This window comes from Shimazuella soli (assembly GCF_022511585.1).
Taxonomy (GTDB): domain Bacteria; phylum Bacillota; class Bacilli; order Thermoactinomycetales; family Thermoactinomycetaceae; genus Shimazuella; species Shimazuella soli.
Genome location: NZ_JAKWBN010000002.1, coordinates 76,194 through 102,258, shown reverse-complemented (window position 1 = coordinate 102,258; position 26,065 = coordinate 76,194). Strand labels below are relative to the sequence as shown.

26 protein-coding genes, 3 tRNA genes and 2 pseudogenes are annotated in these 26,065 nt (G+C 37.9%); 14 read left to right on the top strand and 17 right to left on the bottom strand.

The window, feature by feature from the left end; genetic code table 11:
• Positions 1-52 precede the first annotated feature (52 nt).
• A complete protein-coding gene (locus MK805_RS05460) occupies positions 53-949 on the top strand; it encodes a LysR family transcriptional regulator (protein WP_240874524.1) in 897 nt (298 codons plus the stop codon).
• Between the two features lie 168 nt (positions 950-1,117).
• The gene (locus MK805_RS05455; RefSeq protein ID WP_240874522.1) at positions 1,118-1,543 is read left to right on the top strand and encodes a PH domain-containing protein; all 426 of its coding nucleotides are present in this window, start codon (positions 1,118-1,120) and stop codon (positions 1,541-1,543) included.
• A gap of 230 nt (positions 1,544-1,773) precedes the next feature.
• Here the strand turns inward: MK805_RS05455 and mqnC are convergent, their stop codons facing one another.
• Positions 1,774-2,886: a cyclic dehypoxanthinyl futalosine synthase gene (gene mqnC / locus MK805_RS05450; protein WP_240874519.1), complete on the bottom strand. Its 1,113-nt coding sequence runs from the start codon at positions 2,884-2,886 to the stop codon at positions 1,774-1,776.
• 128 nt (positions 2,887-3,014) lie between these two features.
• Between mqnC and MK805_RS05445 the strand changes: the two genes are divergently transcribed.
• Positions 3,015-3,794 carry an ABC transporter ATP-binding protein gene (locus MK805_RS05445; protein ID WP_240875138.1) on the top strand — a complete coding sequence of 260 codons (780 nt, stop codon included), beginning with the start codon at positions 3,015-3,017 and terminating at the stop codon, positions 3,792-3,794.
• 30 nt (positions 3,795-3,824) lie between these two features.
• Here the strand turns inward: MK805_RS05445 and MK805_RS05440 are convergent, their stop codons facing one another.
• The 4 genes from MK805_RS05440 to MK805_RS05425 form a co-directional block, all read right to left on the bottom strand.
• The gene (locus MK805_RS05440; protein ID WP_240874513.1) at positions 3,825-5,363 is read right to left on the bottom strand and encodes a DHA2 family efflux MFS transporter permease subunit; all 1,539 of its coding nucleotides are present in this window, start codon (positions 5,361-5,363) and stop codon (positions 3,825-3,827) included.
• A 31-nt stretch (positions 5,364-5,394) separates the two neighbouring features.
• Positions 5,395-6,030 carry an HlyD family secretion protein gene (locus tag MK805_RS05435; protein ID WP_240874511.1) on the bottom strand — a complete coding sequence of 212 codons (636 nt, stop codon included), beginning with the start codon at positions 6,028-6,030 and terminating at the stop codon, positions 5,395-5,397.
• Positions 6,027-6,476, bottom strand: a complete 450-nt coding sequence (locus MK805_RS05430) for a MarR family winged helix-turn-helix transcriptional regulator (RefSeq protein ID WP_240874509.1) — start codon at positions 6,474-6,476, stop codon at positions 6,027-6,029. Before MK805_RS05430 ends, MK805_RS05435 begins: the two co-directional genes overlap by 4 nt.
• Positions 6,477-6,701: 225 nt before the next feature.
• Entirely contained in the window at positions 6,702-6,965 is a 264-nt protein-coding gene (locus tag MK805_RS05425; RefSeq protein WP_240874507.1) for a hypothetical protein, read from the bottom strand.
• Positions 6,966-7,135: 170 nt separating this feature from the next.
• On the opposite strand from MK805_RS05425, the gene MK805_RS05420 reads away from it, so the two are divergent.
• A complete protein-coding gene (locus MK805_RS05420) occupies positions 7,136-8,272 on the top strand; it encodes a conserved virulence factor C family protein (RefSeq protein ID WP_240874505.1) in 1,137 nt (378 codons plus the stop codon).
• 40 nt (positions 8,273-8,312) lie between these two features.
• On the opposite strand, the gene MK805_RS05415 is transcribed toward MK805_RS05420, so the two are convergent.
• A complete protein-coding gene (locus MK805_RS05415) occupies positions 8,313-9,143 on the bottom strand; it encodes an undecaprenyl-diphosphate phosphatase (protein WP_240874503.1) in 831 nt (276 codons plus the stop codon).
• Positions 9,144-10,417: 1,274 nt separating this feature from the next.
• On the opposite strand from MK805_RS05415, the gene murA reads away from it, so the two are divergent.
• From murA to MK805_RS05385, 6 genes are all read left to right on the top strand, one after another.
• A complete protein-coding gene (gene murA / locus MK805_RS05410; RefSeq protein WP_240874502.1) occupies positions 10,418-11,716 on the top strand; it encodes a UDP-N-acetylglucosamine 1-carboxyvinyltransferase in 1,299 nt (432 codons plus the stop codon).
• A 148-nt stretch (positions 11,717-11,864) separates the two neighbouring features.
• Positions 11,865-12,242, top strand: a complete 378-nt coding sequence (locus MK805_RS05405) for an ArsR/SmtB family transcription factor (protein WP_240874500.1) — start codon at positions 11,865-11,867, stop codon at positions 12,240-12,242.
• A gap of 14 nt (positions 12,243-12,256) precedes the next feature.
• Positions 12,257-13,204, top strand: a complete 948-nt coding sequence (locus tag MK805_RS05400) for a cation diffusion facilitator family transporter (RefSeq protein ID WP_240874499.1) — start codon at positions 12,257-12,259, stop codon at positions 13,202-13,204.
• 274 nt (positions 13,205-13,478) lie between these two features.
• Positions 13,479-13,892 carry a hypothetical protein gene (locus MK805_RS05395; RefSeq protein WP_240874497.1) on the top strand — a complete coding sequence of 138 codons (414 nt, stop codon included), beginning with the start codon at positions 13,479-13,481 and terminating at the stop codon, positions 13,890-13,892.
• Between the two features lie 425 nt (positions 13,893-14,317).
• Positions 14,318-15,124, top strand: coding sequence for an HAD family hydrolase (locus MK805_RS05390; protein WP_240874494.1), 807 nt, complete (start codon positions 14,318-14,320; stop codon positions 15,122-15,124).
• A 241-nt stretch (positions 15,125-15,365) separates the two neighbouring features.
• Positions 15,366-15,704 (top strand): YmaF family protein, encoded by a 339-nt coding sequence (locus tag MK805_RS05385; RefSeq protein ID WP_240874492.1) that lies wholly within the window; start codon positions 15,366-15,368, stop codon positions 15,702-15,704.
• Between the two features lie 148 nt (positions 15,705-15,852).
• Here the strand turns inward: MK805_RS05385 and MK805_RS05380 are convergent, their stop codons facing one another.
• Positions 15,853-16,455: a DedA family protein gene (locus MK805_RS05380; protein ID WP_240874490.1), complete on the bottom strand. Its 603-nt coding sequence runs from the start codon at positions 16,453-16,455 to the stop codon at positions 15,853-15,855.
• A 249-nt stretch (positions 16,456-16,704) separates the two neighbouring features.
• Here MK805_RS05380 and MK805_RS05375 point away from each other — a divergent pair, with 249 nt between their 5' ends.
• The 3 genes from MK805_RS05375 (at position 16,705) to MK805_RS05365 (ending at position 18,450) form a co-directional block, all read left to right on the top strand.
• Positions 16,705-17,502 carry a TrmB family transcriptional regulator gene (locus tag MK805_RS05375; protein WP_240874489.1) on the top strand — a complete coding sequence of 266 codons (798 nt, stop codon included), beginning with the start codon at positions 16,705-16,707 and terminating at the stop codon, positions 17,500-17,502.
• Between the two features lie 165 nt (positions 17,503-17,667).
• A complete protein-coding gene (locus MK805_RS05370) occupies positions 17,668-17,907 on the top strand; it encodes a hypothetical protein (protein ID WP_240874488.1) in 240 nt (79 codons plus the stop codon).
• A gap of 57 nt (positions 17,908-17,964) precedes the next feature.
• Positions 17,965-18,450 (top strand): alpha/beta hydrolase, encoded by a 486-nt coding sequence (locus MK805_RS05365; RefSeq protein WP_240874486.1) that lies wholly within the window; start codon positions 17,965-17,967, stop codon positions 18,448-18,450.
• Here MK805_RS05365 and MK805_RS05360 read toward each other — a convergent pair.
• From MK805_RS05360 to nrdR, 10 genes and pseudogenes are all read right to left on the bottom strand, one after another.
• Positions 18,437-18,726, bottom strand: a pseudogene (locus tag MK805_RS05360) (DUF1259 domain-containing protein); the annotation flags it as partial. The gene MK805_RS05365 and the pseudogene MK805_RS05360 sit on opposite strands and share 14 nt — an antisense overlap.
• A gap of 70 nt (positions 18,727-18,796) precedes the next feature.
• A pseudogene (locus MK805_RS05355) lies at positions 18,797-19,003 on the bottom strand (DUF2935 domain-containing protein); the annotation flags it as partial.
• 205 nt (positions 19,004-19,208) lie between these two features.
• Positions 19,209-19,625 carry a hypothetical protein gene (locus tag MK805_RS05350; RefSeq protein WP_240874485.1) on the bottom strand — a complete coding sequence of 139 codons (417 nt, stop codon included), beginning with the start codon at positions 19,623-19,625 and terminating at the stop codon, positions 19,209-19,211.
• 2 nt (positions 19,626-19,627) lie between these two features.
• Positions 19,628-21,121, bottom strand: coding sequence for an FTR1 family iron permease (locus MK805_RS05345; RefSeq protein ID WP_240874484.1), 1,494 nt, complete (start codon positions 21,119-21,121; stop codon positions 19,628-19,630).
• 693 nt (positions 21,122-21,814) lie between these two features.
• Positions 21,815-22,219, bottom strand: a complete 405-nt coding sequence (locus MK805_RS05340) for a YkvA family protein (protein WP_240874482.1) — start codon at positions 22,217-22,219, stop codon at positions 21,815-21,817.
• Positions 22,220-22,791: 572 nt separating this feature from the next.
• Positions 22,792-22,880 (bottom strand) — tRNA-Leu (locus MK805_RS05335).
• A gap of 12 nt (positions 22,881-22,892) precedes the next feature.
• Positions 22,893-22,967: transfer RNA gene (locus MK805_RS05330), tRNA-Gly, on the bottom strand.
• 3 nt (positions 22,968-22,970) lie between these two features.
• Positions 22,971-23,046 (bottom strand) — tRNA-Phe (locus MK805_RS05325).
• Between the two features lie 60 nt (positions 23,047-23,106).
• Positions 23,107-24,405: a DnaD domain protein gene (locus MK805_RS05320; RefSeq protein WP_240874481.1), complete on the bottom strand. Its 1,299-nt coding sequence runs from the start codon at positions 24,403-24,405 to the stop codon at positions 23,107-23,109.
• A gap of 87 nt (positions 24,406-24,492) precedes the next feature.
• Positions 24,493-24,999 (bottom strand): transcriptional regulator NrdR, encoded by a 507-nt coding sequence (nrdR, locus tag MK805_RS05315; protein WP_240874480.1) that lies wholly within the window; start codon positions 24,997-24,999, stop codon positions 24,493-24,495.
• A gap of 239 nt (positions 25,000-25,238) precedes the next feature.
• Here nrdR and MK805_RS05310 point away from each other — a divergent pair, with 239 nt between their 5' ends.
• Entirely contained in the window at positions 25,239-26,015 is a 777-nt protein-coding gene (locus tag MK805_RS05310) for an SDR family NAD(P)-dependent oxidoreductase (RefSeq protein WP_240874478.1), read from the top strand.
• The last annotated feature ends 50 nt before the right edge of the window (positions 26,016-26,065 follow it).

Here is a 26,065-nt window from a genome sequence, read left to right as displayed (position 1 = left end):
AATGATGATAATAAGTAAATTCGAATACATGAAACAGAAAAAGAGGAGTCACATGGATTACCATTTAAAAGTATTTGTCACAGTGGCAGAAAAGAAAAGTTTTTCAAGAGCTGCTGAGGAGTTAAACTTAACACAGCCAGCAGTGAGTCAATATATACGTGCATTGGAGCATTCTATCGGAGCAAAATTATTAGATCGAACAAATAAATATGTACGTTTAAACCAAATCGGTGAAATAGTCTTTCATTATGCAAAAGAAATATTGGGGCTCTATACAAAAATGCAGTATTTGGTTGACGAACGAAACAAGAAAGCAAGTGGACCTATTGCTATCGGGGCAAGTTATACTTTTGGTGAATACATTTTGCCTTATGTTATTGCAAATTTACAAAAAGCATATCCAGCCATTAGTCCATCCATAACCATTAACAATACAAAAGAAATCATAGATCTTCTTCTAAGTCATCAATTGGATATTGGAATTATCGAAGGTCCATTTAAAGGAAAAAAATTAGCTACTGAAATCATAGCAGAAGACAATATGGTTGTAACCGCTTCCCCTGACCATCACCTAATCAAAAAGAAAAAAGTAGTAACCATATCGGATCTAGAGAAAGAAACGTGGATTATAAGAGAAGAGGGATCAGGTACAAGAACTGCTACAGACGAATTTTTCCGTAAACACCTAATCGAACCAAAAAAATGTATGGAATTTGGCAGCACTCAAGTCATCAAAGAATCCGTTCAAGCTGGAATCGGTATCTCTCTTTTATCCCAATGGGCAATAAAAAAAGATTTACGCCATAACTATATGAAAATAGTAAAAATCAAAGGATTGCCTTTTAAACGCTATTTTTCTATCGTTACAAATAATACTTATCAAACCATGGCATTGAAAACATTTATGGAAACACTTCGCAATTATCCATTTGACACTGGCAAGTTATAGTAACCAGTAAAGTAGAAATCTGGAACCTTAAGCCATCATCCACTGCTTGAGAACCGTTTTCCTCTCCCAATATTATTTAACAAACATTTCAAATCTTCCCTTGACCTTTTTCTACCAAATGATATATTTAATTAATTAAGTAAAAACTTAGAGAGGAGACTTGGTTTTATGCAAGAAGAAACGCTGTGGGTAGGAACCAGTTCTCATGTATCTAAGCTAGGAACATATTTGTTGTGTTTGTTATTTTGTTGGTTAATTGTGCCGATCTTTATTGGTATTTGGACAGCGTTAAAACTGAAATCCATTCGTTATCAGTTAACAACTGAACGACTCCAAATTACAGAAGGAATTTTTTCCAAACGGACAGATCAAGTGGAACTTTATAGAGTGAAAGATCTAACCTTAGAATATCCGTTTATCTATCGGATTTTTTCCAAAGGAAACATTGTCTTCTTCACATCGGATCACACTCTTCCAAACTTTAAGTTAGAGGCTATTTCCAATGCTGACATAATTATGGACGTTGTACGCGAACAGGTGGAACTCTGCCGGGAACGAAAAAGAGTACGGGAAATTGATATTGAGTCCCTTTAAAGATTAGGGCGAATCCTTCGATTTCTTACTATAAAATAACGGCCTGCGCTTTAGAAAAATAATAGTATAGTAGAATACTAAACATATGACATATAAAACCAACCGTCTATGCCTTGAACATTTTTTAGGTTCAAATCATAACTGGTTGGTTTATATTTTCAATTATACAAACCTCAGGGCACGAAAAACAAAACCTCTTGAGGCATAAGTGCTCCAAGAGGTTTCCGAGTTTAATTTTGCATAACAAAATCTTTATCCACTTGCTCTGTACCATCAAATACATGCAAAGTCTCATAGCGTGTATTGCGCTGTGCTGGAATTTTTCCAGCTTCTCGAATTAGTTTCAAACAGAGGTTAATATTTACTTTATAGGTAGTGCCAGCAGCGGACACAACATTTTCTTCCATCATTGTACTTCCAAAATCGTTACATCCATATTGCAAAGAAAGTTTCCCAATCTCTGGACCCATCGTTACCCAAGAAGATTGGAAATTAGGTACATTATCGAGCATCAAACGCGCAATTGCGACTGCTTTTAAGTATTCTCTCGGCGACAGTTTTTCTCGCTTCATATTTGTGTTATCTGGCTGGAATGTCCAGACAATAAACGCAAGAAATCCTTTGGTTTCATCTTGTGCTTCTCGAATGCGCAAGAGGTGAAGCACACGCTCTTCGATACTTTCTCCAAAACCGATTACCATCGTTGCAGTAGTCTTCATTCCCACTCGATGGGCGGTTTGCATTACATCCATCCAATCGCGCCATGAACCTTTTAGTCTGCTGATTTTGCGGCGTGTTCGGTCATCCAATATTTCTGCTCCACCGCCTGGCAAAGAATCAAGTCCTGCGGCGTGAAGTTCACGAATGACTTCTTCTAATGGCAATCCAGATACTTCTTGCATCTTCATGATCTCAGCAGGTGAGAAAGAGTGCATGGTGATATTAGGAAAATTCTTTTTAATCTTCTTTAGTAAATCCGTATAGTAGGAAAAAGGCAGATTTGGATTCGTTCCACCTTGCATTAAGATTTCCGTCCCACCAACGTCTTGTGTTTCTTTTATTTTTTGTAATATTGTCTCATCCGGAAGCACATAACCTTCATCCGAATCAGGAGAACGATAAAAAGCACAAAAACGACAGTACGTGTCGCACACATTGGTATAGTTTATATTTCTACCCACTACAAACGTAGTTATTGGTTCGGGATGCAGCTTCTCCATTACTTCATTCGCAGCCGCCCCTATTTTTTCTACTTCATCACTTTCCCATAAGGCAATTCCATCTTCTAGACTGAGGCGTTCGCCATTTCGTACACGGTTTAGTATATCGTCAATGCTCAACATAAACACTCCCAAGCCTTTCTTTGTAAGTGATTCCTTTTCATTTTAGCATAAGGAACCACAAAATAATTGACAATGATTCTCATTATTGATAGGTTTTTATTGGAACATCATGTAGGGAGGCGACCACCATTCCGCTTTATACCGAAAACATCTCTGTCCAATACCAAAATAATTTAGTAGTCGATCAATTAAATTTACACATACCGATAGAAAAAATCACTGCCATCGTCGGAGCAAATGGATGCGGCAAATCTACCATATTGAAAACATTGGCTCGTATTTTAGAACCTACTGCAGGTGCAGTTTTTCTAGACGGAAAACAAATTCACAAAGAACCTACAAAACAAATAGCCAAACAATTAGCCATTCTTCCTCAGCTTCCAGAGGCTCCAGAAGGAACTACTGTGAAAGAATTGGTTTCTTTCGGCAGATTTCCACATCGTAAAGGATTTGGATATCTGAGTAAACACGATCAGCAAATAATAGAAGATACCTTGCACAAAACACATTTGATCGATTTTAAAGATAAACCCATACACCAATTATCTGGAGGTCAGAGACAACGCGCTTGGATCGCGATGGCTATCACCCAAGAAACACCTTATCTGCTTTTAGATGAACCAACCACTTATCTGGATATCGCTCACCAATTAGAAGTACTCTCCTTGATTCAGCAGTTAAATAGAGAAGAAAACCGAACCATTATCATGGTAGTACATGATCTCAATCATGCAGCACGCTATGCCGACCATATCGTCGCTGTAAAAAAAGGAAAAATATACGCAGAAGGCAATCCTGCTGATGTACTTACACACGAAATGCTAAAAGATGTCTTCCAAGTTAGAGCAAATATCATCATCGAACCTCATACTGGATTACCAACTTGTATTCCATATGAAAAGATATGAAAAAGTGATAGGGACGATTCCCTACCACTTTTATTTCGTTACTGTTCCTTCTTTTTTTACTTCCTCTTTTTTCCCGATAAAGATAGAGATGACGAGAGCGAATAAGGCTAGCCACATCGAAACATAAAACACATCATCCATCGCCTGAACCATAGAATGGACTTGGATTTGACCAGATATATATACAAGTGCAGATGCCTTTGCTTGTGAGATACTCTGCCCTAAGCCCATATATACATGTTGAATCTGACTAACGATCCCTTGGGATATTCCGGAGAAAACATTATATTGATCTGAATAGGTTGCGGCATGAAACAATTGTTGATTAGACAATAACAAGGTTGCCCATGCAATTCCAAATGAAGAGGCAATTTGTCGTACTGCATTACTGAGCGCAGTAGCTTGAGCCACCATATGATTAGGAACTGCATTCATACCAGCTGTGGAAATAGGCATCATCACCAACGAAATACCAATTCCACGTAAAATCAACCAAACGGTAATCGTGGAAAAGGATGTACTGGCATCCAATTGGGTGGTCAAATATAAGGCATACGCAGTAATTCCCATTCCTACTATGGCTAACCACCGTGCTCCAATCTTATCAAACAGCATACCAGCAACTGGCATCATCAAACCTGTAATTAGTGCTTGAGGCAGAAGCAAAAGTCCCGTCTGTAATGCTGTTAAACCAGCAATATTCTGTAGAAAGATCGGGAATATAAACAAAGGTACAAACACGATAACACTTGTGAGACTTGTAATGATCTGCGAAATGGTAAACACAGGACTTTTTAACAGTCGTAAATTCAACATCGGATCTTTCTTTATCCATTCGATTATGATAAAAACAAGTAAAGAAACTACTCCGATACCTACAAAGAAGAGCACCTCATCATCGGACCAACCTTTTTCTGGAACCAGACCAATACCATATAACAGAGTGGAAAAGCCGATGGTAGAAGTGATAAAACCAGTTACATCAAACTTTTGCTGAGTATGGTGTTCCAATTCTTTAAAACTAATGATAGCAATTAAAGTGACTGCTACCCCAATTGGTACATTGATAAAAAAGATCAAGCGCCAATCCAGGTATTCAATGATATATCCACTTAATGTAGGACCGATTGCCGGTGCAAACATGATGGAAATTCCAAACAGTCCCATTACCTGTCCTCTTTTTTCGCGAGGGAAAAGGCGGAATAGCATTGCTTGGGATACTGGCATAAGAGCTCCTCCACCTAGAGCCTGAACAATTCGGAAGATGATCATCGTCTCATTGCTCCATGCCAATCCGCAAAGTAATGACCCAAGTGTAAATACAGTAAGAGAGAAAATAAAAATTTTCTTAAAGCCAAAGCGTTCTGTTACATATCCTGTGACGGGAATAATTGTGCCTACAACGAGGGTATAAGAAGTAATAACCCATTGAATCTCTTTCGTATCTACACTAAATACAGCCATCATCTTAGGAATTGCAACGTTAACGATACTCGTATCCAATATTGCCATAAATACCGCAATAATGGACACTGCAAGAACTAAGCGCCTGCTCTGACCTTCTGGCATCGCCCCTCCTCCTTCCTTCTTTTATTGCTGCTTATTTGCTGATTTTTACTGTTGCATTTAAACCTGGAACTAATTTATCTTCACTGTCCAAAGAAATCTTAACAGGAATCTTTTGTACTACTTTTGTGTAGTTACCACTAGCATTACTGCTTGGAAGCATAGAGAAGGTAGAAGAAGTCGCTTCGCTAATTTCTTCCACTTTTCCGGAATACTCTGTTCCAGGGAAAGCATCTACTGTCACTTTTACATCAGAACCTACTTTTACATCTTGTATATCTGTCTCTTCAATATTTGCGATAATATACAATTGATTGAGAGGTGCTGTCATTGCTACAGGCGTACCTGCGGAAACTACTTGTCCAACAGCCCCTTTACTTTGTAACACGGTACCATCTGCTGGAGCTACGATTTGCACAGCAGCTCCTGCTGGATCAGCTGATTGGACTACAGCAATTACATCGCCTTTTTTTACCTCTTGATTGTCTTTTATATTCCATTGTGTAATGGTACCTGTTGCAGTTGAAGTAACGGTGCTGATATCTCCTTGAACTTTTGCATCTTCTGTAGAAATGTAGTTCATCGATTCATTGGTATAAAATAAAATTCCTGCTCCAGCAGCTATTACAATGAGTGCAACAAGCACGCTTGCAATGATGGAACTTTTCATCTGTTCTTTTCTCCTTCATGTAGCGTATTTTGTGAAGTTAACATTTTTTTCATGATTAACAGAAATATCTCTTTTTCTGTATCTGTTAAATTTTCCAATAACTGTTGGCATATTTTCGCCCGTTTTTGGCTTATTTGCTCAACGGTCTCTCTACCCTTTTTTGTCAAACTAACCCATACTACTCGTCTATCCTCTTTATCACGTATTCGCTCTACATGACCGCTTTTCTCCAAACTTTTGATAGCAAGTGAAGTAGCTCCTGATGTGGTACAGGTTTCATTGGATAAATCATTGACTGTCGCTTTATCTTTACGATAAAGATACATCAGAAACCAATATTTCCCCGGAGAAAGATCCGTTTGCAGCGTTATTTTGCTAAATTGCTTTCCGAATAGCATGAAAACCTCATTCATTTCTAAAATAAATGAACGATGATTTTCAACCAATGTATTCACCTCCAAATATTTAAGCTTGGTAAAATCTTTGCCATAAAAATATTACACCATATGAATTATTTATTCCAGTGAATATTATTTTTTTTGTGTCAAAAATACGAAATAATGATCAATAGAATTTATTTATTTGATTTTTGTATAGAGTTCTATGCGAATTTTCAAGCCAAAAAAGCCAACCCTCTATGCGTTCCAATCGATGCCGGGCAGACTTTTGACTTACATCGTATCGCCTCGCAGGATTGCGATGCCACCGAGCTTCCTTCCGTCTGTGTCGTAGGCTTCCGCCTCCAGCTGGATCATCTTGATCTCTTTGGGCCTGCCCCACTTGTAGACCGCTACAACCTTTACCCCTACGAGTTTGATCTCTCGGCTGTTTGCGATCTTCTCCAACCACTGTTGGAAAAGATAGGACTGTCGGATTTCTTCCTCGGTCTCTTCGACGTCAGCACCGCGTACGATGACAGGTCGCAGATCGTTCATCAGAAAGTCCTTTCGGATTGCGGACATTGGATTTCAATCTATATTATACAGTATTGGTGTAATTATCAAAATAAAGTAATGACATTTTCATCACTACTTATGTCGTTTGGCTTTTTACCTCACAAAAGATACAATACAGGTGAAAAGTATCCAACAAGGAAGTGTCTATCATGAAGATTGTTTCCATCGAACCAACTCCGAGCCCAAATGTGATGAAGTGTAACCTTGATCAATCACTTCCCACTGGGACTCGGCACGAATATACAAAAGCTACAAAAGAATATGCCCCTGACTATCTCCAAAAAATCTTGAATATAGAAGGGGTCACTGGCGTCTTTCAAGTACTCGATTTCCTCTCTATCGAACGACATCCAAAAGCGGATTGGGAAAAGCTGCTTTCTCAAGTTCGAGAAATTTTCGGCGAAGAACAAGCAGGAAAAGACTCCTCTTTAGCGGCTGAATTAGATTCTTTTGGAGAAGTACAAGTGCTGATCCAAACGTTGAGAGGAATTCCTTATCAGATCAAATTGGTTCACCACAATACAGAAAATCGCTTTGCCTTACCTGATCGCTTTCAACAGGCAGTTCTCCAAATACAAGGAGTAACTTCCAATGTAATCTTAGAAAGAAAGTGGATGGATCAAGGAGTTCGTTATGGAGAGCCGGATGAAATCGGGAAACAGCTTACTTCGGAATATGAAGCGATGTATCCAGATGAACGTTTAAAAAGACTTGTGAAACAAGCGTTATCCCCTAAAACCGAACCAAATTTACAAGAACAAAAAAAATCAGCGGGAGAAGTACGCGCTACTTTTCAACAAGATAATTGGGAAATTCGCTACGCTGCTTTGATGCTTTGGGAACCGGCAGCAGAAGAAATCGATATACTAGATACCGCACTGGACGATCCTTCGGCGGCGATTCGCAGACAAGCTGTCGTTTTCTTAGGTTATATCGGAGGAAAAATCGTACTTCCTTATCTTTATAGAGCAATGAAAGATTCATCTGCTATCGTTCGCCGCACTGCTGGTGACACGATATCGGATATCGGTGATCCTGATGCAATCGAAGTAATGTGTGAATCCTTGAAAGACAAAAATAAGCTCGTCCGCTGGCGTGCAGCTCGTTTCCTATATGAAGTAGGAGATGAGACTGCTGTACCAGCATTACAACTTGCTATCGATGATCCAGAGTTCGAAGTAAAGATGCAAGCTCAAATTGCCTTACAGCGGATTACCGAAGGAGAAGAAGCAAGCGGCACGGTTTGGCAGCAGATGACGCAGTCCTATCGTTCCAAAGAAGACTAAAAAATATCCCGACGGGCAAAAAACCCGTGGGGATTTCATTTTACAAAAATACAAAGTAGATTAGACCCGCTAAGATAATTCGGTAAATTGCAAATGGTACTAGTTTTATTTTGTTGATCAATTTAAGAAAGAATCGAATGGAAACCAGAGCGAACACAAATGCAGTGATAAAGCCCGTAATAAAAAATGGTAAATCGTTCAAAGTGAAATATTGCCAGTGTTTTATCAATGAAATGGAACTTGCTCCAAGCATGATCGGTACTGCCATAATAAAGGTAAAATCAGAGGCAGCACGGTGACTTAAACCTAAAAGAACTCCACCGGAAATAGTCGATCCTGAACGGGAAAAACCGGGCCATAAGGATAAACATTGGAACAGACCGATGGAAAGTGCTTGTTTGTATGTTATTTGGTCAACAGTTTCTGCTTTTGGGCTTGCAGGACGTAAAAAATCAGCCAATAACATCAAAACAGCCCCGATTACCAAACCAACTACGACTGTGTGAATAGAAAATAAGTGCTCATCTATGTAATCTTCAAATATAAATCCAAGTACACCTGCTGGCAATAATCCAATGATAACTTGTTTTAATTCCAATCGATTGCGACTATCTATCGATTCACGAGCTTCCTTTGTTAGACCTAATAAGTTGATAAAACGATCTTTAAAAACGATGATGACAGCCAAAATCGATCCTAACTGTATCACTACTTTAAACGTGTTTGCTACCTCTGGAGAAAACAAATCTTTTGACTTAAGCAGCAGATCATCGACGATAATCATATGCCCTGTAGAAGATACTGGTGCAAACTCTGTAAGACCTTCTACCATCCCCAAAATAAACCCGACAAAGATATCCCATAAATTCATCCCAACACCTCTTCATTCTTATCTTTCTAAACCTGACGGAAACGAAGTACATGGTACACTTAAAACTTATGTAAAGAAAATCTGAGGAAAATGTAATATATGTTTTCTTTTCTACCTGTGATCAAACTTCCACTGTCCAATCGCTTCTTTATGTAATCAATTCAAAAAATCATCAAATATGTCAACGAACTATTATTCTTTTCCGATTCTTGGCATATCCCAGTTTATTTACAGGAGATAGTACTAACAGGTGAAAAGGCTGTCTTTCTTATAGTACAACACAAAACGTTGTTTCAAAGACTTTAAAATACCAAATGTCATAGCAGTGGCACGGTCTAAGCTTGGTAAATTTCTTTGAAGTATGAGGATTACCCAAGAATCCCACGGCTTTAGCCGTGCGGAGTTGTCAAATAGTCTTTTATCAAAATATACTGGATGGATTCGCCTTTTGATATAGTAGAATTGTCAGTTGACTGTTCCACCTATGATCCGAAAAAAGGTATAACTTTGTCTGCCACACACAAATGGGGACAGAGCCGTCAAGGAAGCGAGACACTGTGCTTCCGCAAGGAGGCAGATGCTTCAATCGGAATCATCACCTCTTCCTCTGGAAGTCAAGAAAACGGCACCTTCGATGACTTCAAGCAGAAGGTGCAGACCCCGATGAACTTCAACTGCCCTCCTGGGCTGGAGGGTTGTACCGTATGTAACACGTAGTAAGATCGGTCACTGGAACAAATCCAGACCCTGAAACCATCACCGTCTCAGGAGCTGGACTCCAATAATCAAAATAAAGTCATTGTTTCCCGGGTACAATTTCAAATAATACATATAATTTGAAGACCTTACTGCTAAAAAACTCACATTATAACTTATCGGTGTGATGATGTTTTTTGGTAAAATCGGACCACTAGCAATCTTGATTTCTCTATCCCATGTAGAAGATAGAATCATGAATTATCCAAAAGAAGACATATTAATCGGTTAATGAAAAGAAACAGGAGTATTCTGCTGGAAGACCCCTGTTTCTTTTTGTATTCAAATAGAAAACGAACTCATCCTACTAAGATTTTTTCATGATATGATAGAAAATGTGCCAGTTTTTACTGGAAATAAGATAGGAAAGTGCATATTTTAAATACTTGTATTCGTCATTTGAATAATATATCACTCACACTACTAAATGCCATGGCATATAACTAAATACGAACTTTATCCTTTCCTTTCTTCAAATGCTGTTCTACCTATATTTTCTTTTTGATGGAGGGTTTTCATTGGAAAAAATCATGGTAACAGGTGGTTCTAAATTACAGGGAACTGTAAAAGCTCATGGCTCTAAAAACGCAATCCTGCCTTTAATTTCAGCATCCATCTTAGCTTCTCGAAACCAAGTGAGCATTCGAAATGTTCCCACAGGTTTAGAGGATGTAACTACCATTACACAGTTATTACAATCACTTGGCATCCATGTAGATATGTCAGATGATATGGTCACGATCCATGCAGAGAAATTTGATTCCACGGAAGCGCCATATGAGTTGGTTTGCAAAATGCGGGCTTCTGTTACCGTACTCGGTCCCCTGTTGGCACGAAAAAAATATGCTAGAGTACCTTTACCAGGAGGCTGTGCGATCGGAAGCCGTCCTATCGACCAGCACTTAAAAGGGTTAGAAGCACTCGGTGCAGAGTTTAAAATAGGTCATGGTTATGTGGAAGGATTTGTTCCTACTCAATTGAGAGGTAACAATGTATATTTAGATATTCCAAGTGTTGGTGCTACACAAAATATCTTAATGGCTGCGACGCTTGCAAAAGGTGTCACTACAATTGTAAATGCAGCCTGTGAACCAGAAATCCAAGACTTGGCTAATTTTTTAAATCAGATGGGTGCAAGAATTGAAGGTGCAGGGACTCCATTTATCACGATTGAAGGAGTGGATTTCTTAAGAGGTACTGATTATTCAGTAATCCCTGATCGTATCGAAGTTGGAACATATATGATTGCAGCAGCGATCACGCGAGGAGATGTATTCATCGAGCAAGCAAAATCCAAGCATCTTACTTCTTTAATCGTAAAAATGCGAGAGATGGGTGTCACCGTTTTAGAATGTGAAAATGGCATTCATGTCAGTGGTCCAGATGAAATTAAACCAATTGATATCAAAACACTGCCTTACCCAGGATTTCCAACTGATCTCCAATCCCCCATCATGGTATTACAATTAGCAGCAAATGGTACTAGTATGTTAACGGAAACTGTTTTTGAAGATCGCTTTATGCATGTGGAAGAATTTCGTCGGATGGGTGCAAATATCAAGATCAACGGGCAAACCGCTCTGATTGAAGGAAATCATCCTCTTTCCGGTACACAAGTAATGGCAACTGATTTACGAGCTGGAGCTGCACTAGTATTAGCAGGGCTAATTGCAGAAGGCACAACCGAAGTTAGAGAGCTTCGACATATTGACCGAGGTTATATCGATCTAGTAGGTAATTTAAAATCATTAGGAGCAAAAATTGAACGAACAAAGCTCGAATCCAACCCCTTTTTACAACAAGAATCCCTCTCCTAACCGCTATCATTTGATATTTAGCTTCCAAAAAGTCGATTCTTTAAACAAATCGGCTTTTTGTTTCATTTCCCTATTGACACTCCTTTCACACTACATCTATATTAAATATATGAATATATGTTCATATATTTATGAAAGGATGTTTCATATGAGCGAATTCCATTCATCTATAGCAAATGACTGCTGTGACGTTACGATCATTCATGACGATGTGGTGGCTGATGTTCGATCCAAACAATTATCACAGGAAAAAGGCAAAGACCTCGCCTTATTATTTCAAGCACTCAGTGATCCTACTCGAATTCGAATTATACATACACTCATCCACCGCGAAATATGCGTTTGTGATTTAGCAGCGATATTGGAAATGACACAGTCTTCTATTTCTCATCAACTAAAAACTTTGCGAACTCTTCGTCTAGTAAAGCATAGAAAAGTGGGAAGAATGGTTTACTACAGTATTGACGACGAACATATATTAAATTTGATGGAAATCGGACTCGAACATATCTCACATTCCAAATAAAAAGAGGTGAAATTATGCATAATCACAGTCATTCTCATCACCATGATCATCCTCACCATGCAAGAAACAACAATAAAAATGGACTACTTACAGCATTATTGATTACTGCTGGAATTATGATTCTTGAATTTTTTGGGGGATTGGTTACAAACAGCTTGGCACTTTTATCCGATTCAGGTCACATGCTCAGCGATGTAAGTGCTTTAGCTTTAAGTCTTATCGCCATGTGGTTTGCATCCCGCCCTCCTTCGCCTCGAAAAACGTACGGATATTATCGTTTTGAGATTTTAGCTGCTTTATTTAATGGTGTTGCTCTGTTTGTGATAGCAGGAATTATTGGATGGGAAGCATTTTCACGGATGTTAGAACCTCCAAAAGTGGCAAGTGGTTCCATGATAGTGATTTCCATCATTGGTTTAATTGCCAATTTATTGAGTGCTTGGGTTTTGATGAGACAAGGGGATACAAAGGAAAACATAAATTTACGCAGCGCTTATCTTCATATTATTGGAGATGCAATAGGCTCCCTAGGCGCCATCATCGCGGGAATACTTATGCAGACATTTGGTTGGTATATCGCTGATCCCATCATCAGTATTCTGGTATCTATCTTAATATTAAAAAGCGCGTGGGGAGTCGTTTCTCATTCCTTTCACATCTTGATGGAAGGGACACCTGTAACGATCGATCAAAAGTTGGTAAAAGATGTGCTTTCGGAAATTTCCGGTGTTCTAAATGTACATGATTTGCATATTTGGACAATCACATCAGGTTTCGATTCTTTTTCCTGCCATATTCTGATAAAAGAAGAATCCGAAAGCCAATCCATCTTAAAAGAAGCAATCCAGCGTTTAAAAGAACGATTTCATATCCAGCATACTACCATTCAAATTGAAACAGTTGATTTCCAACACAAAAATTGTCAAACTTTATCATGCAGTACTGAATTGAGCGAAAAATGACAAACCAACAACACCAAAACCAGAATGAGACTTGATGATTGTATTAAGTAATACTTGAAACAGGAACTCACAAAAGTCTAGCGTTAACATTCCGCTAGACTTTATTTTGTAGAAAATACAATTGGGTGTGTTGATATCTTTTTCCGTTTCCTCTACACATTCTAATGAAAAATGCTTGTTATGCTAAAAATATTATTACTCTATATCAAGATAAATAAAATGCTATACTCACATTAGAAAGCAGCCGCCGCTCACACAAGGAGTCATGAACGCTATGCCTTTCGACCCGGAGAAGGTTTCCGAGATCATCGCATCCATCAAGGCGGATCCGGTCAAGAGCAAGGCAGAGTTTCTGTACGTCCACAATGTGACCAACATGTTCGTGGACTATGCTTGGTTCTATCTCGACGATAAGCACATTTTCTCTTCGCCCCGGTCATGGTTCCCCGTAAAAGACGGTGATTTTTTCGTCGGGGGGGATCTGCCGAAGGAAATCAGCGAGCCCACTCTGTCCGATGGTGATGTCAAGCACCGTTGGTATGACGCCACTCAGATCCCGGAGGGAGACTGTGTGTGGCTCTACTCAATGGAGGATGACGAGCGGATGAAGAAAGACACGCTGTATGTCTTCCTCCGGGAGGATGATGAGTTCTGGCTGTTCACCTTCGAGGACTTCAGCCAGAACTAGTTCTTGGGTGAGTTAACTTCGCTCCCAGCTGATTGAGCTTAGTGGCGGTATGCCCCCATGTCATAAGATTCATCCTGTGAAGGATGATCAAATGATATGGGGGCACCGTATTTATTATCCCCTACTCCATGTAACAATGAATTCAAATTCTCCAAGCCCACTGAATATAAATAAAATAGCCAAAATAAAACCATATGCACAAAAGAAAAATTCCTGAGAAGCAGGAAACGCCCTTTTTAAACTCCATTCTTCTTACTCTGTTATTCGTTCCTCTGTAGCTTGTTTTGGTATCTCTATCCTTTCAATAAGCAAAACAAAACGGTTTGTTTATAAACTCTTAAAGTAAACATATTAAATCGACCACTTTCCATTTACAAATAGAATTTATAATGAACTAGCAAACCGATAAATGGGAGTTGGATAAAATGGAAAATCATTATTCACTTTTCGTTTCAGACCTTGACGGTACCTTATTAACAAGTGACAACCAAATTTCCATGCGGACTCGACAATCTTTAGATCGATATCAAAAAAACGGAGGTATGTTTACCATTGCTACAGGAAGAAGCCTCATAGAGAGTTATTCCATTATAAATGAACTTAAAATTGGTTTGCCTGTTATCCTGTGTAATGGAGCAATGATCTATTATCCCCATGATGAAGAATTACAAGTACTTAGATACTTATCCAAACACATTGTGGAAATGATTCTTTCCTCTATTGAAAATGTAGACCCTGTTGTCGATTTGTTGTTATTTAGTACAACAAATATTTATTCTTTTCGGCTCAATCCCCAAAAGGAAATTGAATTATCAAAATTAGGTATTACCGCTTTTCCTATTGATTCCATCAATCAAATGGAAGAAGAAATTATTAAATTACAATTGATTGGATCTCCAGCTAATATGCAGATACTTCACATGATCTCTGAGAGCTACTCATTAAGAGCAGAATGCGAGTTTATACAATCACATGAAAATTACTATGAAGTTGTTCCAAAAGGAATTTCAAAAGGAAATGCTCTACTTTATCTTAATCAAATCCTCCAAATCCCAACCTGGCAAACTGCTGCTATTGGAAACCACTTAAATGATATCTCTATGTTAAAAGTCGCTGGTTTATCCGCATCTGTAGCAAATGCTCACCCACTCGTTAAGCTGTATACAGATATACACGTTCCTAGCAATGATGCGGATGGAGTAAGTTATTTTATCGAAAATTATTTATTATAGAATTCTTATATATTTTTTCTATTGTAACTACCTATTAATCTTCGTTTATTTTGTTTATCTTTCCTCATCTTTACCATACATATTAATTTCAAAAACTTTTCCATCTTTTTATGAATTGATTTTTCCTTATACATATCCCCTTCGCAATTGAAAAACCAGTAAGAATACAAAGAATTGGAAATTGAATGTACTTCATGATTTTGCATATAAATGTTTAAAGTTCAATCGAGGAGTGATGAGGATGAAAAAAGTGAAGAAGGATGATTTTGTTTCCGGATTTGTGGCGCATCATAACCATGGATCTGTTGATTACACGTCTGTTGAAGCAGGACATGTCCATCAGTGCCTGGATATCACATCTCCACCGATTCCAACAAAAGATGGAGGACATATTCACTATACAGAGGGGTATGTATTATTTGAAAATGGTCATACCCATTACTATCAAGCCCATTCGGGACCTGCAATCCCAGTGGGAAACGGAATGCATGTCCATTATTATGATTTTTATACAACAGAGGATGATGGCCACAGGCATCATATTCAAGGTGTAGACCAACCTGCCCCAGGTAATAAGTAATCTATCAAACTAATCACTGTGAATATGAACAAAAACAGCTGGAAGTTGTTGATAAATGTGTCTAACTTACTTGCCTTAGCGATTTTACTGGGACATCTATGTATTAGAAGCTGTCCAATTGTTGGACAGCTTCTTCAATGAATCCTTTTTAGGATGAAACTTTTGATCTTCTGAAGTGAAGAAAAAGGAATACCCCAATCACAATGACAAACAAAGCAATTGGTAAAAACCTTCCGTAGCGGTGGATATACTCTTCCACTAAGAACCACTTTTCTCCTAGTTCATGTCCGATAGAGATAAAGGTAATACTCCAACACAAAGCCCCAGAATAAGCATAGATCATAAACTTGCGTAAATCGTCACGTGCAATCCCTGCGAGATAGGCCGTTAAATGCCGGACTCCTGGAATGAAATAACCGATAAATAGTAAAAAATTACCATATTTTTTAAAGTATCTCTCCGTACGTTCTATTTTTTCCGTTGTTATATGTATCTTCGGACCGAATTTCCGAAGAAAAGGGAGACCTAACTTGTATCCAATCCCATAACTAATCGTAATCCCTGTAGCAGCACCTAAAAAGGCACTGATAACAGCAAGTGAATACACCATTTTTCCTTGGAAAACATTATATCCGGTATACGTTAAAAGCGTTTCATCTGGTATCGGCAATCCCACAATACCAAGAGAAAGAGCTGCAAAAATACCTATATATCCATATCGAGTAATGAGTTCGCTTAAAAATGGATCCATTCTATTTCCTCTTTTTACAAAATGGTTTGTGAAGCCGTAAGTCAACTTAAGTTTGAAAAATATGACTTGAACCATACTATTATTGTCATAGTATTTCTCAGAAATAAACGATTCAAACATGAACAAGATTAGCTATCTTCTTACACATAAAAAATACATTGACTAGATTTCTCGATTCAGTATATAGTAGTCCATAAGGACGCTACTAATGGTAGCTCCATATAAAACCACTAAAAGGCGGACAACCATTTGGAACAGTTAATCATGGAACTCAAAAAAATCGGTTTTACTGAACTAGAAGCGAAATGTTTATTGGTATTAGGTGAAAAAGGAAAATTGACAGGCTATGAAGTGTCCAAACAAATTGGCACCTCCAGATCCCATGTTTATACTGCATTGCAGAATTTAATCGACAAAGGGATGGTTATGATTTCAAAGGGGGACCCCTCTTACTATGATTCCATTTCTTTTCAGGAAATAAGAAAAAAGATCGAAGCAAATTTAGAGCATTCCTTTGATTATTTGGAACAGCATTACCCAACGAAAAGTGAATCGTTAGATGATTTTTTCACCCTAGAAGGCGATAGACAAGTAATAGAAAGAGTCCATTTTGAAGTGGCAAATGGGCAACAAGAAGTGATTGCAGATATATGGTCGGAAGAAGCAGAAATCTTTGGAGATATTCTTATGGAAATAGAGCAAAAGGATGTTCGTCTTATCGTATCAGCTGTTGGAGATATTCCTCTACCAATAAAAAACCTACTTGTAGATGATCGAGAAGAATCTTGGCAGAAAAAAGGATGGCGTAAGTTCTCTTTTGTGATAGATCGCAAAATTGCCATTCTAGGCGTTCGTGGCAAAGGGATATATACCAAAGCATTAGTTACCAAACACCCCGCAATGGTCCAGCTTTTGCTTAATAACTTTTTCCATGATGTAGTTCTTCACGAGATTATGTCGGATATGAAAGAGGACATGATGAAGAGATATGGCAGAAATTTTGAAGAGATCTATCGCAAATATACAGGTATGGGCTGGGGAGAATGAACCATTCATCTACAAAAGCTGATATGTAAAACCAAACAAATTGGTTTTTAGATGGTGTAATTTCCTAATTACTTATTTTTCTTACCATAACATACATCGAGAAAAGGTAGCTTACTATGGGGCTAAGAATGATAAAAATTTCGATCCTTTACTTTCTGATTGCAATTGGAATCGGCATGTATGGGAATAACGGAAAATTTACAATTAATAGCAGTTCATACCCATGCAAATCTATTAGGTTGGGTATCCTTTGCGCTAGCAGGAATTATTTATACGCTTTTACCACAATGTAGTCTATCAATACTCGGAAAACTACATTTTTGGCTTTATGTATTCGGTGTTCCCTCTTATCTGATTGGCCAGGCAATGAAATTAGAACTTCTACCTCTGTCGGTGCAACGCTGACAACAGGTGGAGTAATTTGTTTTCTACTGAATGTTTTTTGGAATGGGAGGGTTCAAAATGGAGCCAAATCAGTTAACTAGTACACCTATAACCATTCAACATCGTCGTCAAAAAAGAACGAAAATAATAATCGTTTCTTTATTCTTGTGTATTCTACTAGCTTTCTTTGTTACTTGTTTTATCTCTTATCAAATTGTCAACACGATGTCCCATCATACAAGAGACAGAAATGTATTCTATGAGTTAAATCCGCAAAAATTCCCTTATGAAAAAGTCGCATTTAAAAGTGCAAAAGATAATGTAACCTTATATGGTTACTATTTTCCATCTCAGAAAAATGGACAAGAGAGCGAAAAAACGATTATCGTCGTACATGGCTACACGAGTAATCGACTAGTAAAAGGTCGTACTCCTAAATTGGTTCAGAACTTAGTACCCCAAGGGTATAATGTCTTAGCTTTCGATCCTAGAGCACAAGGTGAATCTGAAGGAAATCAGATAAAGATGGGTGTAGATGAAAAATATGATTTTGGAGATTTCTGATTAATCTGTTGGCTTGGTCTTGGCAAAGCCTGGTTTCTCCTAAACAAAGGCACGTCCTGATTTATCTAAATATTCAAACGAAAAAAGTTGAGCATTAACCAAAGGGGAATTGATACGTCTTCCTAGGATTGTTTCCCTAAACTTCCTAGACCGACTAACAAAACAAACCGGTCCAGGATCAATTTCATGCTTCCCACTTAAAATCCGGGCAAATTGAGTACAAAGCCTTTGGAACTGTGGACTTACTTTTACTTGGCTAACCTTTACATTCGCCATACAAAACCTCCTCTTGCTTTTTCAAGCATTCTATGCCGAGCAAGAGAAAAGGATTGTGAATCCCTATTTTCTATCTTTTAGTATGAGTAATACAAAATAAATACAAATTTTGACCTATTATTGGCCTTCTGGTTAAATGCCTGTCAAACATATCAATAATTTCAAGGAATCTTTCTGCTTCTCGAAAAACATGATCTACCAATAAAGGATGAATGATACTTTTGATCTGACATTCTTCAATTAGATCGCGTGCAGTCTTTTTAAAATCCCCCAGTGATTTATACAACAGAGGATGATAGCCACAGACACCCTATTCAAGGAAGCCTGCCCCCGGTGATGAGTAAAATTTCTTATCTGACTATTCCCAATAGATAGGGAAAATATAGGTAAATTTTGATGCTAATTTCTTTCCAAAAAAATAAGCGCATGATTGCGCTCACTTTTCATTGTTCGGTATACATCTGAACTTATATTTTCTGCATTTATTTTTCTTTTGATACTAATTCATTTAAAGCGTCAGTTAATTGATCATTTAATTTACTAACAGCTGCTTTATCCAAAGGATTAGCTTCTGTACCTGCTATCGTTGGATCAAGAGCATCTTCTATTTTTGTATAAAGCTCTGGGTATTTTACTTTTACCTTATCTTCAAAGGAGCTCCATGCTTCTTCCAATTTTGGTCCATATGATTTCACTTTGGCTTGGTCACCAGCATCCATTGCTTTCTTTAAGTCAGCTGTAATGTCAAGCATTTTCGTAGTTCCAGTTTTGATTTTAACAGCACTTTCTTCTTTTACGGGTGTTTGTGTTGTAGAAGTTGGATTTGTACTAGTAGAACAACCAACTAGACCCATACAACCAACAAGTACAAATGTCAATAATAGATATGTAACTTTCATATTTATATCATTTCTCCCTTTTTTCCATCGTCTTGGAGTTTTTGATTTTTTATTGTGGATCGTTTCCATAAGACAACTAGCAGAGCTATGAGTACTAAAACAACTTGAGGAAGAATACTTTCCAAGGATGGGTAGAGAGCAAACATTTCTACACTAGGCAAACTCGAAAAGGTTGTAGACGGAAGCACTCCTGCTAATTGTAAACTGTGAATGCCCATTCCGGTAAACTTGATACAGAGATAAAAAACTATGATGCTAGAAATCATAAAAAATGGTTTTATTGGTAGCTTTAAACCAATAAAAATCATCAAGTAAGCGAGTAGAAACAGAATTCCAAATCCAATCAATAACCCCATTAGGAGATCTTGTAGACTAATCTGATTCACCATTCCAATGAAAAACAGTACCGTTTCCGTACCCTCTCGAAAAACAGCAAGAAAAGAAATAACACCTAACGAAATTAATTTACCTGTATGGAGTGCGGTTTCGCTTTTGGAACGAATAAAGTTTTGCCATTCTGTGATGTGTGAGTGACTATGTAGCCAATAGCTGACATAAAGCAGCATAGCTGCCGCAATGACACCTGTCCATCCTGCAATCAATGCGTTATTATTTCCAAAAGCGCCTGATGAAAAGACCATTTTTACAATTACAGCGATAATAATACTAATGATGACTCCAGTTGTAACTCCAGTCCAAATCCATCCTTTCCCTTTTGACTGATTGGACTTCTTCACATATGCAAGTAACGCAGTAACCACTAATAAGGCTTCCAGTCCCTCTCGAATAATAATCATGGCAGCATCCCAAATGGTATAGCCAGATTTCGTAGCTAAAGGGGATAGGTAATTTATCATTTGGTCTAAAAGATGGACAGCGCCTTGGAAATCAGGTGGATTTTTCGCTAGCATAGCTTGGACAGTAACCATATCTCTTTCCGAATCACTATAAACTTGTGCAGATTGCGCAACAACCGTTCCTTCTACACTCAGCCAAGATTCTGTGACCTTTGAAATACTTGCTAATGAGTCTTTCTGTGAGTGGTTTTGTGCTTTTTCTTTTGTTTGCTTTAGATATTCGATGAAATCAGGTAAAGAGACAGATGACTTTTGAACTTCACCCTTTGGATATTTACCAAGAATGAATTTTTCATTGGTAGATTTTAGACCTTCTAGCGCTTTTACTATCTCTTTTTGGTTTTGGATCGTAAAAGCATAGATCACTTTCCCCATATGGGATTCGATATCTTGGTAAGCCTTTGCTGACTCTTCTTTTACCCCATCTTCTATTTCTCGCCATGACTGATCAAACTTCTGATAGGTTATTTTAGATTCAGCTAGTTTCCCTTTCCTAGCTTCTTGTAATGCCTGTAGGACATTCGTTTCCGTTTTCTTCATATCCTCTGATGCTTGACCATTTGCCCAAGTTGACATTGGCATAAGACATAAGAAAGCCACGGAAAGTAATAGTGAAAAGGACAGTACTTTTCGTAACATAAGTCACCTCCCTAAGCTTAAATAGAATTGATAATCATTATCAATATATTTCCCTTTGATAGAATATCAATCTGAATCTTTCTCTGTCAACTGGAAAACAATTGTATGTTGTTAACCATGTGAGATTGTTCGAGTTAGCCCGTTTACAATTTTTAAAAAACTCAAATCATTATTCTTTTTACTCAAAGGTGCTACCAAACATCTCATGATATTCTCAATCGTCCAAGATGAATATATTCCATCCTTTAAAACTTCTTGGTATTTACTAATAGAATCAATCAAATTTATTCCTTTAGAATCAAAAGTTGTCTTAAACATTAGACGATTGCTTATAAAAAAGAATCATATGGGATACATAACAAACAGAGTTTAACTGCAGAGTACAAATCTACTATTTCATCTTTATTAAGAAAATAGCTTGCATCTTTTTCTGGGAATTATTTTGATTCCTATGATTTCTCGCAGAAAAGGTAATAATCAGAATATGTTGTATTATTCATATAATTCATAAATTCACTTTGCGGTCTATCGGAGGAACCCTGTCACTACCCCTATTAGTTGGTGGAATTCTTGATCCACACAATCTCCACTCCTATCTGTCTTCATTCTAGAAAGACAAAAATAAACGATAAAAGTTCGTTCCGATGAAAAAACTTGGTGATGCGTCTTGCCTTTTTAAGTGCAGACAGTAGTTTAGCTCTCCTTTTGTAATAAGCTAAAATTATCTACGATAAAATAGAAGATTCCAGTGACTAACAATATCCATAGCAGAATCACGACAAAACCGGCGATCCAACTCCTCGGCTTTTCTTTGGATAGAATAGATTCTGCTTTTTCTCTGCTTTCCGCTACTACTGGAGCAGGAATGAGTTTGATGGCCAAAGCAATCCCTAATGGTAATAAAATCAAATCATCCAAATACCCGAGAATGGGAATAAAGTCAGGGATAAGATCAATGGGGCTAAATGCGTAAGCGACCACAATGATCGTTACCACTTTCGCCCAAAAAGGGGATCGAGGATCTTGATAAGCCAAGTACAAGGTGAAAACTTCTTTTTTCAGCTTTTTCGCCCATTCTTTCCAAGCTTGTAGATTCATTTTTCAGTTCCCTTCTTCACTTCTAAGTTGTATCAATACAAAAGATAATTGTGATCGTTGTGAAAATTGTACTGATTGCGGAGAAACATGTGTTGGTTTATTGGACATTTGTTCTTAATTGATGGGGTAACAGTACATTCCCATCAGGCTAATATAACATAATAGTCCCTTCAAACTGAAAAAAACACGCTACTCTTCTTTCTTTAGAAATGAAAAAAGAAAGGATAGCGTGTTTCTATGTGAAGGTACCCACTCAAGAAGAACTTCATTTGTTTTCACAGGTATTGCAAAAATATCTTTCTCCTACCGAACACTGCTTATGAAACAAGGAAAACATCCAAAAGTGATATCTGAACGACTCGGTCATTTTACTATTACCATAACTACGGATCTCATTCTCATATCACTTCAACATGCAAAAAGAAGCCGTCCAAAAACTGGACGACTTCTTCTTTGGAGATCACAAGAAAGGAAAAAATTTTAGTAAGATACAGATTTGCAATTCGTTTGGAAAACTGTGTTTTTTACCTTAAACCTTCCTTGCTTCAAAATCTCCAGAACGCTAATATATATGGTGCCGAGGGCCGGACTTGAACCGGCACGGTAGTCACCTACCGCAGGATTTTAAGTCCTGTGCGTCTGCCTATTCCGCCACCCCGGCAAGGCAGTAAATTGGAGCGGAAGACGGGATTCGAACCCGCGACCCTCGCCTTGGCAAGGCGATGCTCTACCACTGAGCCACTTCCGCAACTGGTGGCTCGAGACGGAATCGAACCGCCGACACGAGGATTTTCAGTCCTCTGCTCTACCGACTGAGCTATCGAGCCATCAAACATTTTTCAAACATATTTAAGTCCTTTCAAACTGACAAAAATTATTATAGCACGCTACTCTTTATTGTGCAACACTTGTTTTTCAGTTGAACGCAAAAATTTCATTGTAGCTTGAATATCATCATAAGTCCCTTGTAGTTCTTCGTCTGTAAAACTAGGCTCGATAACTTCTCGGGCGATGGTTTTAGGCAGTTTTTTCACACTAGGTCTTCTTTTAGCTTTTGTTGTGTTGGAATTTTGGTTTGGCTGTTTGGTATGTTCTTTGAGAGCTTGTTCTCTTGCCTGCTCAGATGTTTGAATATTTAAACGTTTCCAGTGAGAAGCTATTTTTTCTACATATGCTTTTGGTAATTTTCGGTCACACTTGAGCATGACAAAATCCAATAGTACATTCACAACAGGTGCAGGTAACTGATAGTGCGTCAGCAATGATTGAATCAGATTCATCTCACTCTTTGGTACAGCCGCTCCTCCTTGATAATGAGCTAAAAGTTCAAATGGAGAAATAGTCTCTAACAACTGGAAATGTTTTTCTTTAGGAGACATTGCCGGCTCTTTTATGACTGACTTTTCCTTACTTGTAGGTGAAACAACAGATTTATTTGAATAAGGTGACGTGTTTAAATAATGGAAAAGTTTTTCTAAATTAACATGTCCACCGTACGAAACTTCTGGATTCTGAATAGCTTTAATCAGTGTAGACTCGTCCAACTTAAATAAGTAACAAGCTTGTTTCAACTCTGATTCAAGTTGGGAAGTCCAATGAGCAGGCTTAATAATCGATGCCAATCGCGAACGAATAAACCCAAAATCGATATTCGATTTTCGCTTTTTCGTAGCTGGTATTACTTGGGTAGGAACGGTAGCTTCTTTTTGTCCGTAAACTTCTTGGAAGCTTTTCGTCAAATTAACACTCTGAATCTCTTTATCTTCTGACCACACTTGATTTTTCACCAATTGATACTCATCTTTACCCAGACGATGCTGCAATTGGATTGCCAATGGCATGGTTTGAAAAAAAGTAAGGGGTGCCAAGGGTGATATAACTTGGTACTCCAAGTAATTCCCCTCTCTTTGATTACTTTTTTCAAATGTTCGCAGTAAACCAACTCCCTCTAATTGATATCTCGCTTCCAACAATTGATTGTGTGAAATAGAGAGTAATTTGAAGAGGTATGTATGGGTGAGCAGAGCGGAAGTTTCTTGTTTGGAGGCCTGCGAGTGAAGCGTCACATACAATCCAACCCCCATGACTCCGACAATTGGTTGATAGAGATGTGTCAAAGAAAAAAGATCTGTATCATCCAATGCTTTTTCTTGTCGACTACGGAATTGGATTTCTTGCCAAAACATAGAATGTGACCTCCCTAATTTTTATCTCCGAATGAATAGCGGGTTTGTTCATTTTATCGTAAATGGGCACACAAAGCCAACCAAAAATTATTCTCGATCTATGTCGTTTTCATCCAAAAAATGTTCAAAATCTCCTTCATGTGACCTTTTTCGTAAATCTTCCAATTCTCTTACAAAAAGATGAATGTCTTGAAATTGTCGATAGACAGACGCAAAACGAACATAAGCAACTTCATCAATTTTCACTAACCGTTCCAATACCATTTCTCCTATTTCTGTAGTTGGAACTTCTAAAATACCTACCTCACGAAGTTTTCGTTCCATATCGAGAACAAGTCCTTCTAAACTACTCGTTGGCACAGGTCTTTTCTCACAAGCTCGAATTAACCCACGTAATAATTTTTCTCGACTAAATTCTTCTCGGCTCCCATCTTTTTTTATTACCATTAATGGTTTCTCTTCTATCATTTCAAAAGTTGTAAATCGTTCGTTACAAGCTTCGCATTCGCGCCTCCTTCTAATCGCTTTCCCATCATGAACAGGTCGAGAATCGAGCACTCGGCTCCCATTATGATTACAAATCGGACATTTCATTATCGTTCCTCCCGTATCCAGTCTACTATCATTTAAAGATACAGTTAAATGATCTGATGCTCAATCCTCTTTTTTCTTCTGCCTTTATGAGATCTATTTTATTGAAAAAAGAAGGCAAATTCAAAAAATAGCAACCTGTAGTTTTGAACATTATTCGTCTAAAATATTACAATACTCTATTGATTTCTTTTTTGAAGTATACTTAAAAGATATCGAAAATCAGGGAGCGGAAAAGAATAGTGAAACGTTTTCAAGATAAAGTAGTTCTCATTACTGGTGCTACAGATGGAGTAGGTTATCAAGTGGCAAAACAATTTGCCCAAGAAGGAGCAAAACTTGCCCTTATTGATAACTATCAAAATATTAGTGCAATGCAATTATCATCAAAAGACCATTTTATTTCTGATCGGTCGCTGCTGATCTCAATGGAAGGAGGCAAGGATTCTGAAATAGCAGTTTGTATTGATGACGTTGTACAATATTTTGGCACCATCGATATTCTCGTATATGCATCACCAAATGATTGTATGGTTGGCCCTATTGAAGAACTGGAAGAAAATGAATTAGATAAATTGTATTTTCACTTAAAGGACATAGTTTTTCTCATTAAACAAGTAATTCCCATCATGCAAAGAAATGGATGCGGCTCTATTGTAGCTTATGGTACAGTAGCTGGACTTATGGGACTGCCTATGCTATCCTCTCATGTTATGTTACAACATGCCATGTTAGGATTAGTCAAAACAGCAGCTTTAGAAAATAGTCAATCCAATATCCGTGTAAACGCTGTTATTTCTGCACCTATTGAAACCAGTGCAATGGACCGCCTCGAAAGCAAATTAAATCCGGGGATGGAGAAGCAAGTACGTCAAGATTTCTGTCGTTACATACCGATGAAAAGATATGGAACCACTGCAGAAGTAGCAAATACCATCTTATTCTTAGCTTCAGAAGAAGCGAAATATACAACAGGAAGTGTTTACAACGTAGATGGCGGCATGTCTGCCACAAGATAAAAACCGTTCCACAGGGGAACGGTTTTTTTATGTCCTCTTAGTATCATCGA

Excerpts from the sequence above, each read along its gene's own strand:
- MK805_RS05460 (WP_240874524.1), top strand. The coding sequence starts at position 53 with ATGGATTACCATTTAAAAGTATTTGTCACAGTGGCAGAAAAGAAAAGT.
- MK805_RS05455 (WP_240874522.1), top strand. The coding sequence starts at position 1,118 with ATGCAAGAAGAAACGCTGTGGGTAGGAACCAGTTCTCATGTATCTAAG.
- mqnC (WP_240874519.1), bottom strand. The coding sequence starts at position 2,886 with ATGTTGAGCATTGACGATATACTAAACCGTGTACGAAATGGCGAACGC.
- MK805_RS05440 (WP_240874513.1), bottom strand. The coding sequence starts at position 5,363 with ATGCCAGAAGGTCAGAGCAGGCGCTTAGTTCTTGCAGTGTCCATTATT.
- MK805_RS05435 (WP_240874511.1), bottom strand. The coding sequence starts at position 6,030 with ATGAAAAGTTCCATCATTGCAAGCGTGCTTGTTGCACTCATTGTAATA.
- MK805_RS05425 (WP_240874507.1), bottom strand. The coding sequence starts at position 6,965 with ATGAACGATCTGCGACCTGTCATCGTACGCGGTGCTGACGTCGAAGAG.
- MK805_RS05420 (WP_240874505.1), top strand. The coding sequence starts at position 7,136 with ATGAAGATTGTTTCCATCGAACCAACTCCGAGCCCAAATGTGATGAAG.
- MK805_RS05415 (WP_240874503.1), bottom strand. The coding sequence starts at position 9,143 with ATGAATTTATGGGATATCTTTGTCGGGTTTATTTTGGGGATGGTAGAA.
- MK805_RS05405 (WP_240874500.1), top strand. The coding sequence starts at position 11,865 with ATGAGCGAATTCCATTCATCTATAGCAAATGACTGCTGTGACGTTACG.
- MK805_RS05400 (WP_240874499.1), top strand. The coding sequence starts at position 12,257 with ATGCATAATCACAGTCATTCTCATCACCATGATCATCCTCACCATGCA.
- MK805_RS05395 (WP_240874497.1), top strand. The coding sequence starts at position 13,479 with ATGCCTTTCGACCCGGAGAAGGTTTCCGAGATCATCGCATCCATCAAG.
- MK805_RS05390 (WP_240874494.1), top strand. The coding sequence starts at position 14,318 with ATGGAAAATCATTATTCACTTTTCGTTTCAGACCTTGACGGTACCTTA.
- MK805_RS05385 (WP_240874492.1), top strand. The coding sequence starts at position 15,366 with ATGAAAAAAGTGAAGAAGGATGATTTTGTTTCCGGATTTGTGGCGCAT.
- MK805_RS05380 (WP_240874490.1), bottom strand. The coding sequence starts at position 16,455 with ATGGATCCATTTTTAAGCGAACTCATTACTCGATATGGATATATAGGT.
- MK805_RS05365 (WP_240874486.1), top strand. The coding sequence starts at position 17,965 with ATGGAGCCAAATCAGTTAACTAGTACACCTATAACCATTCAACATCGT.
- MK805_RS05350 (WP_240874485.1), bottom strand. The coding sequence starts at position 19,625 with ATGAAAGTTACATATCTATTATTGACATTTGTACTTGTTGGTTGTATG.
- MK805_RS05345 (WP_240874484.1), bottom strand. The coding sequence starts at position 21,121 with ATGTTACGAAAAGTACTGTCCTTTTCACTATTACTTTCCGTGGCTTTC.
- MK805_RS05340 (WP_240874482.1), bottom strand. The coding sequence starts at position 22,219 with ATGAATCTACAAGCTTGGAAAGAATGGGCGAAAAAGCTGAAAAAAGAA.
- MK805_RS05320 (WP_240874481.1), bottom strand. The coding sequence starts at position 24,405 with ATGTTTTGGCAAGAAATCCAATTCCGTAGTCGACAAGAAAAAGCATTG.
- nrdR (WP_240874480.1), bottom strand. The coding sequence starts at position 24,999 with ATGAAATGTCCGATTTGTAATCATAATGGGAGCCGAGTGCTCGATTCT.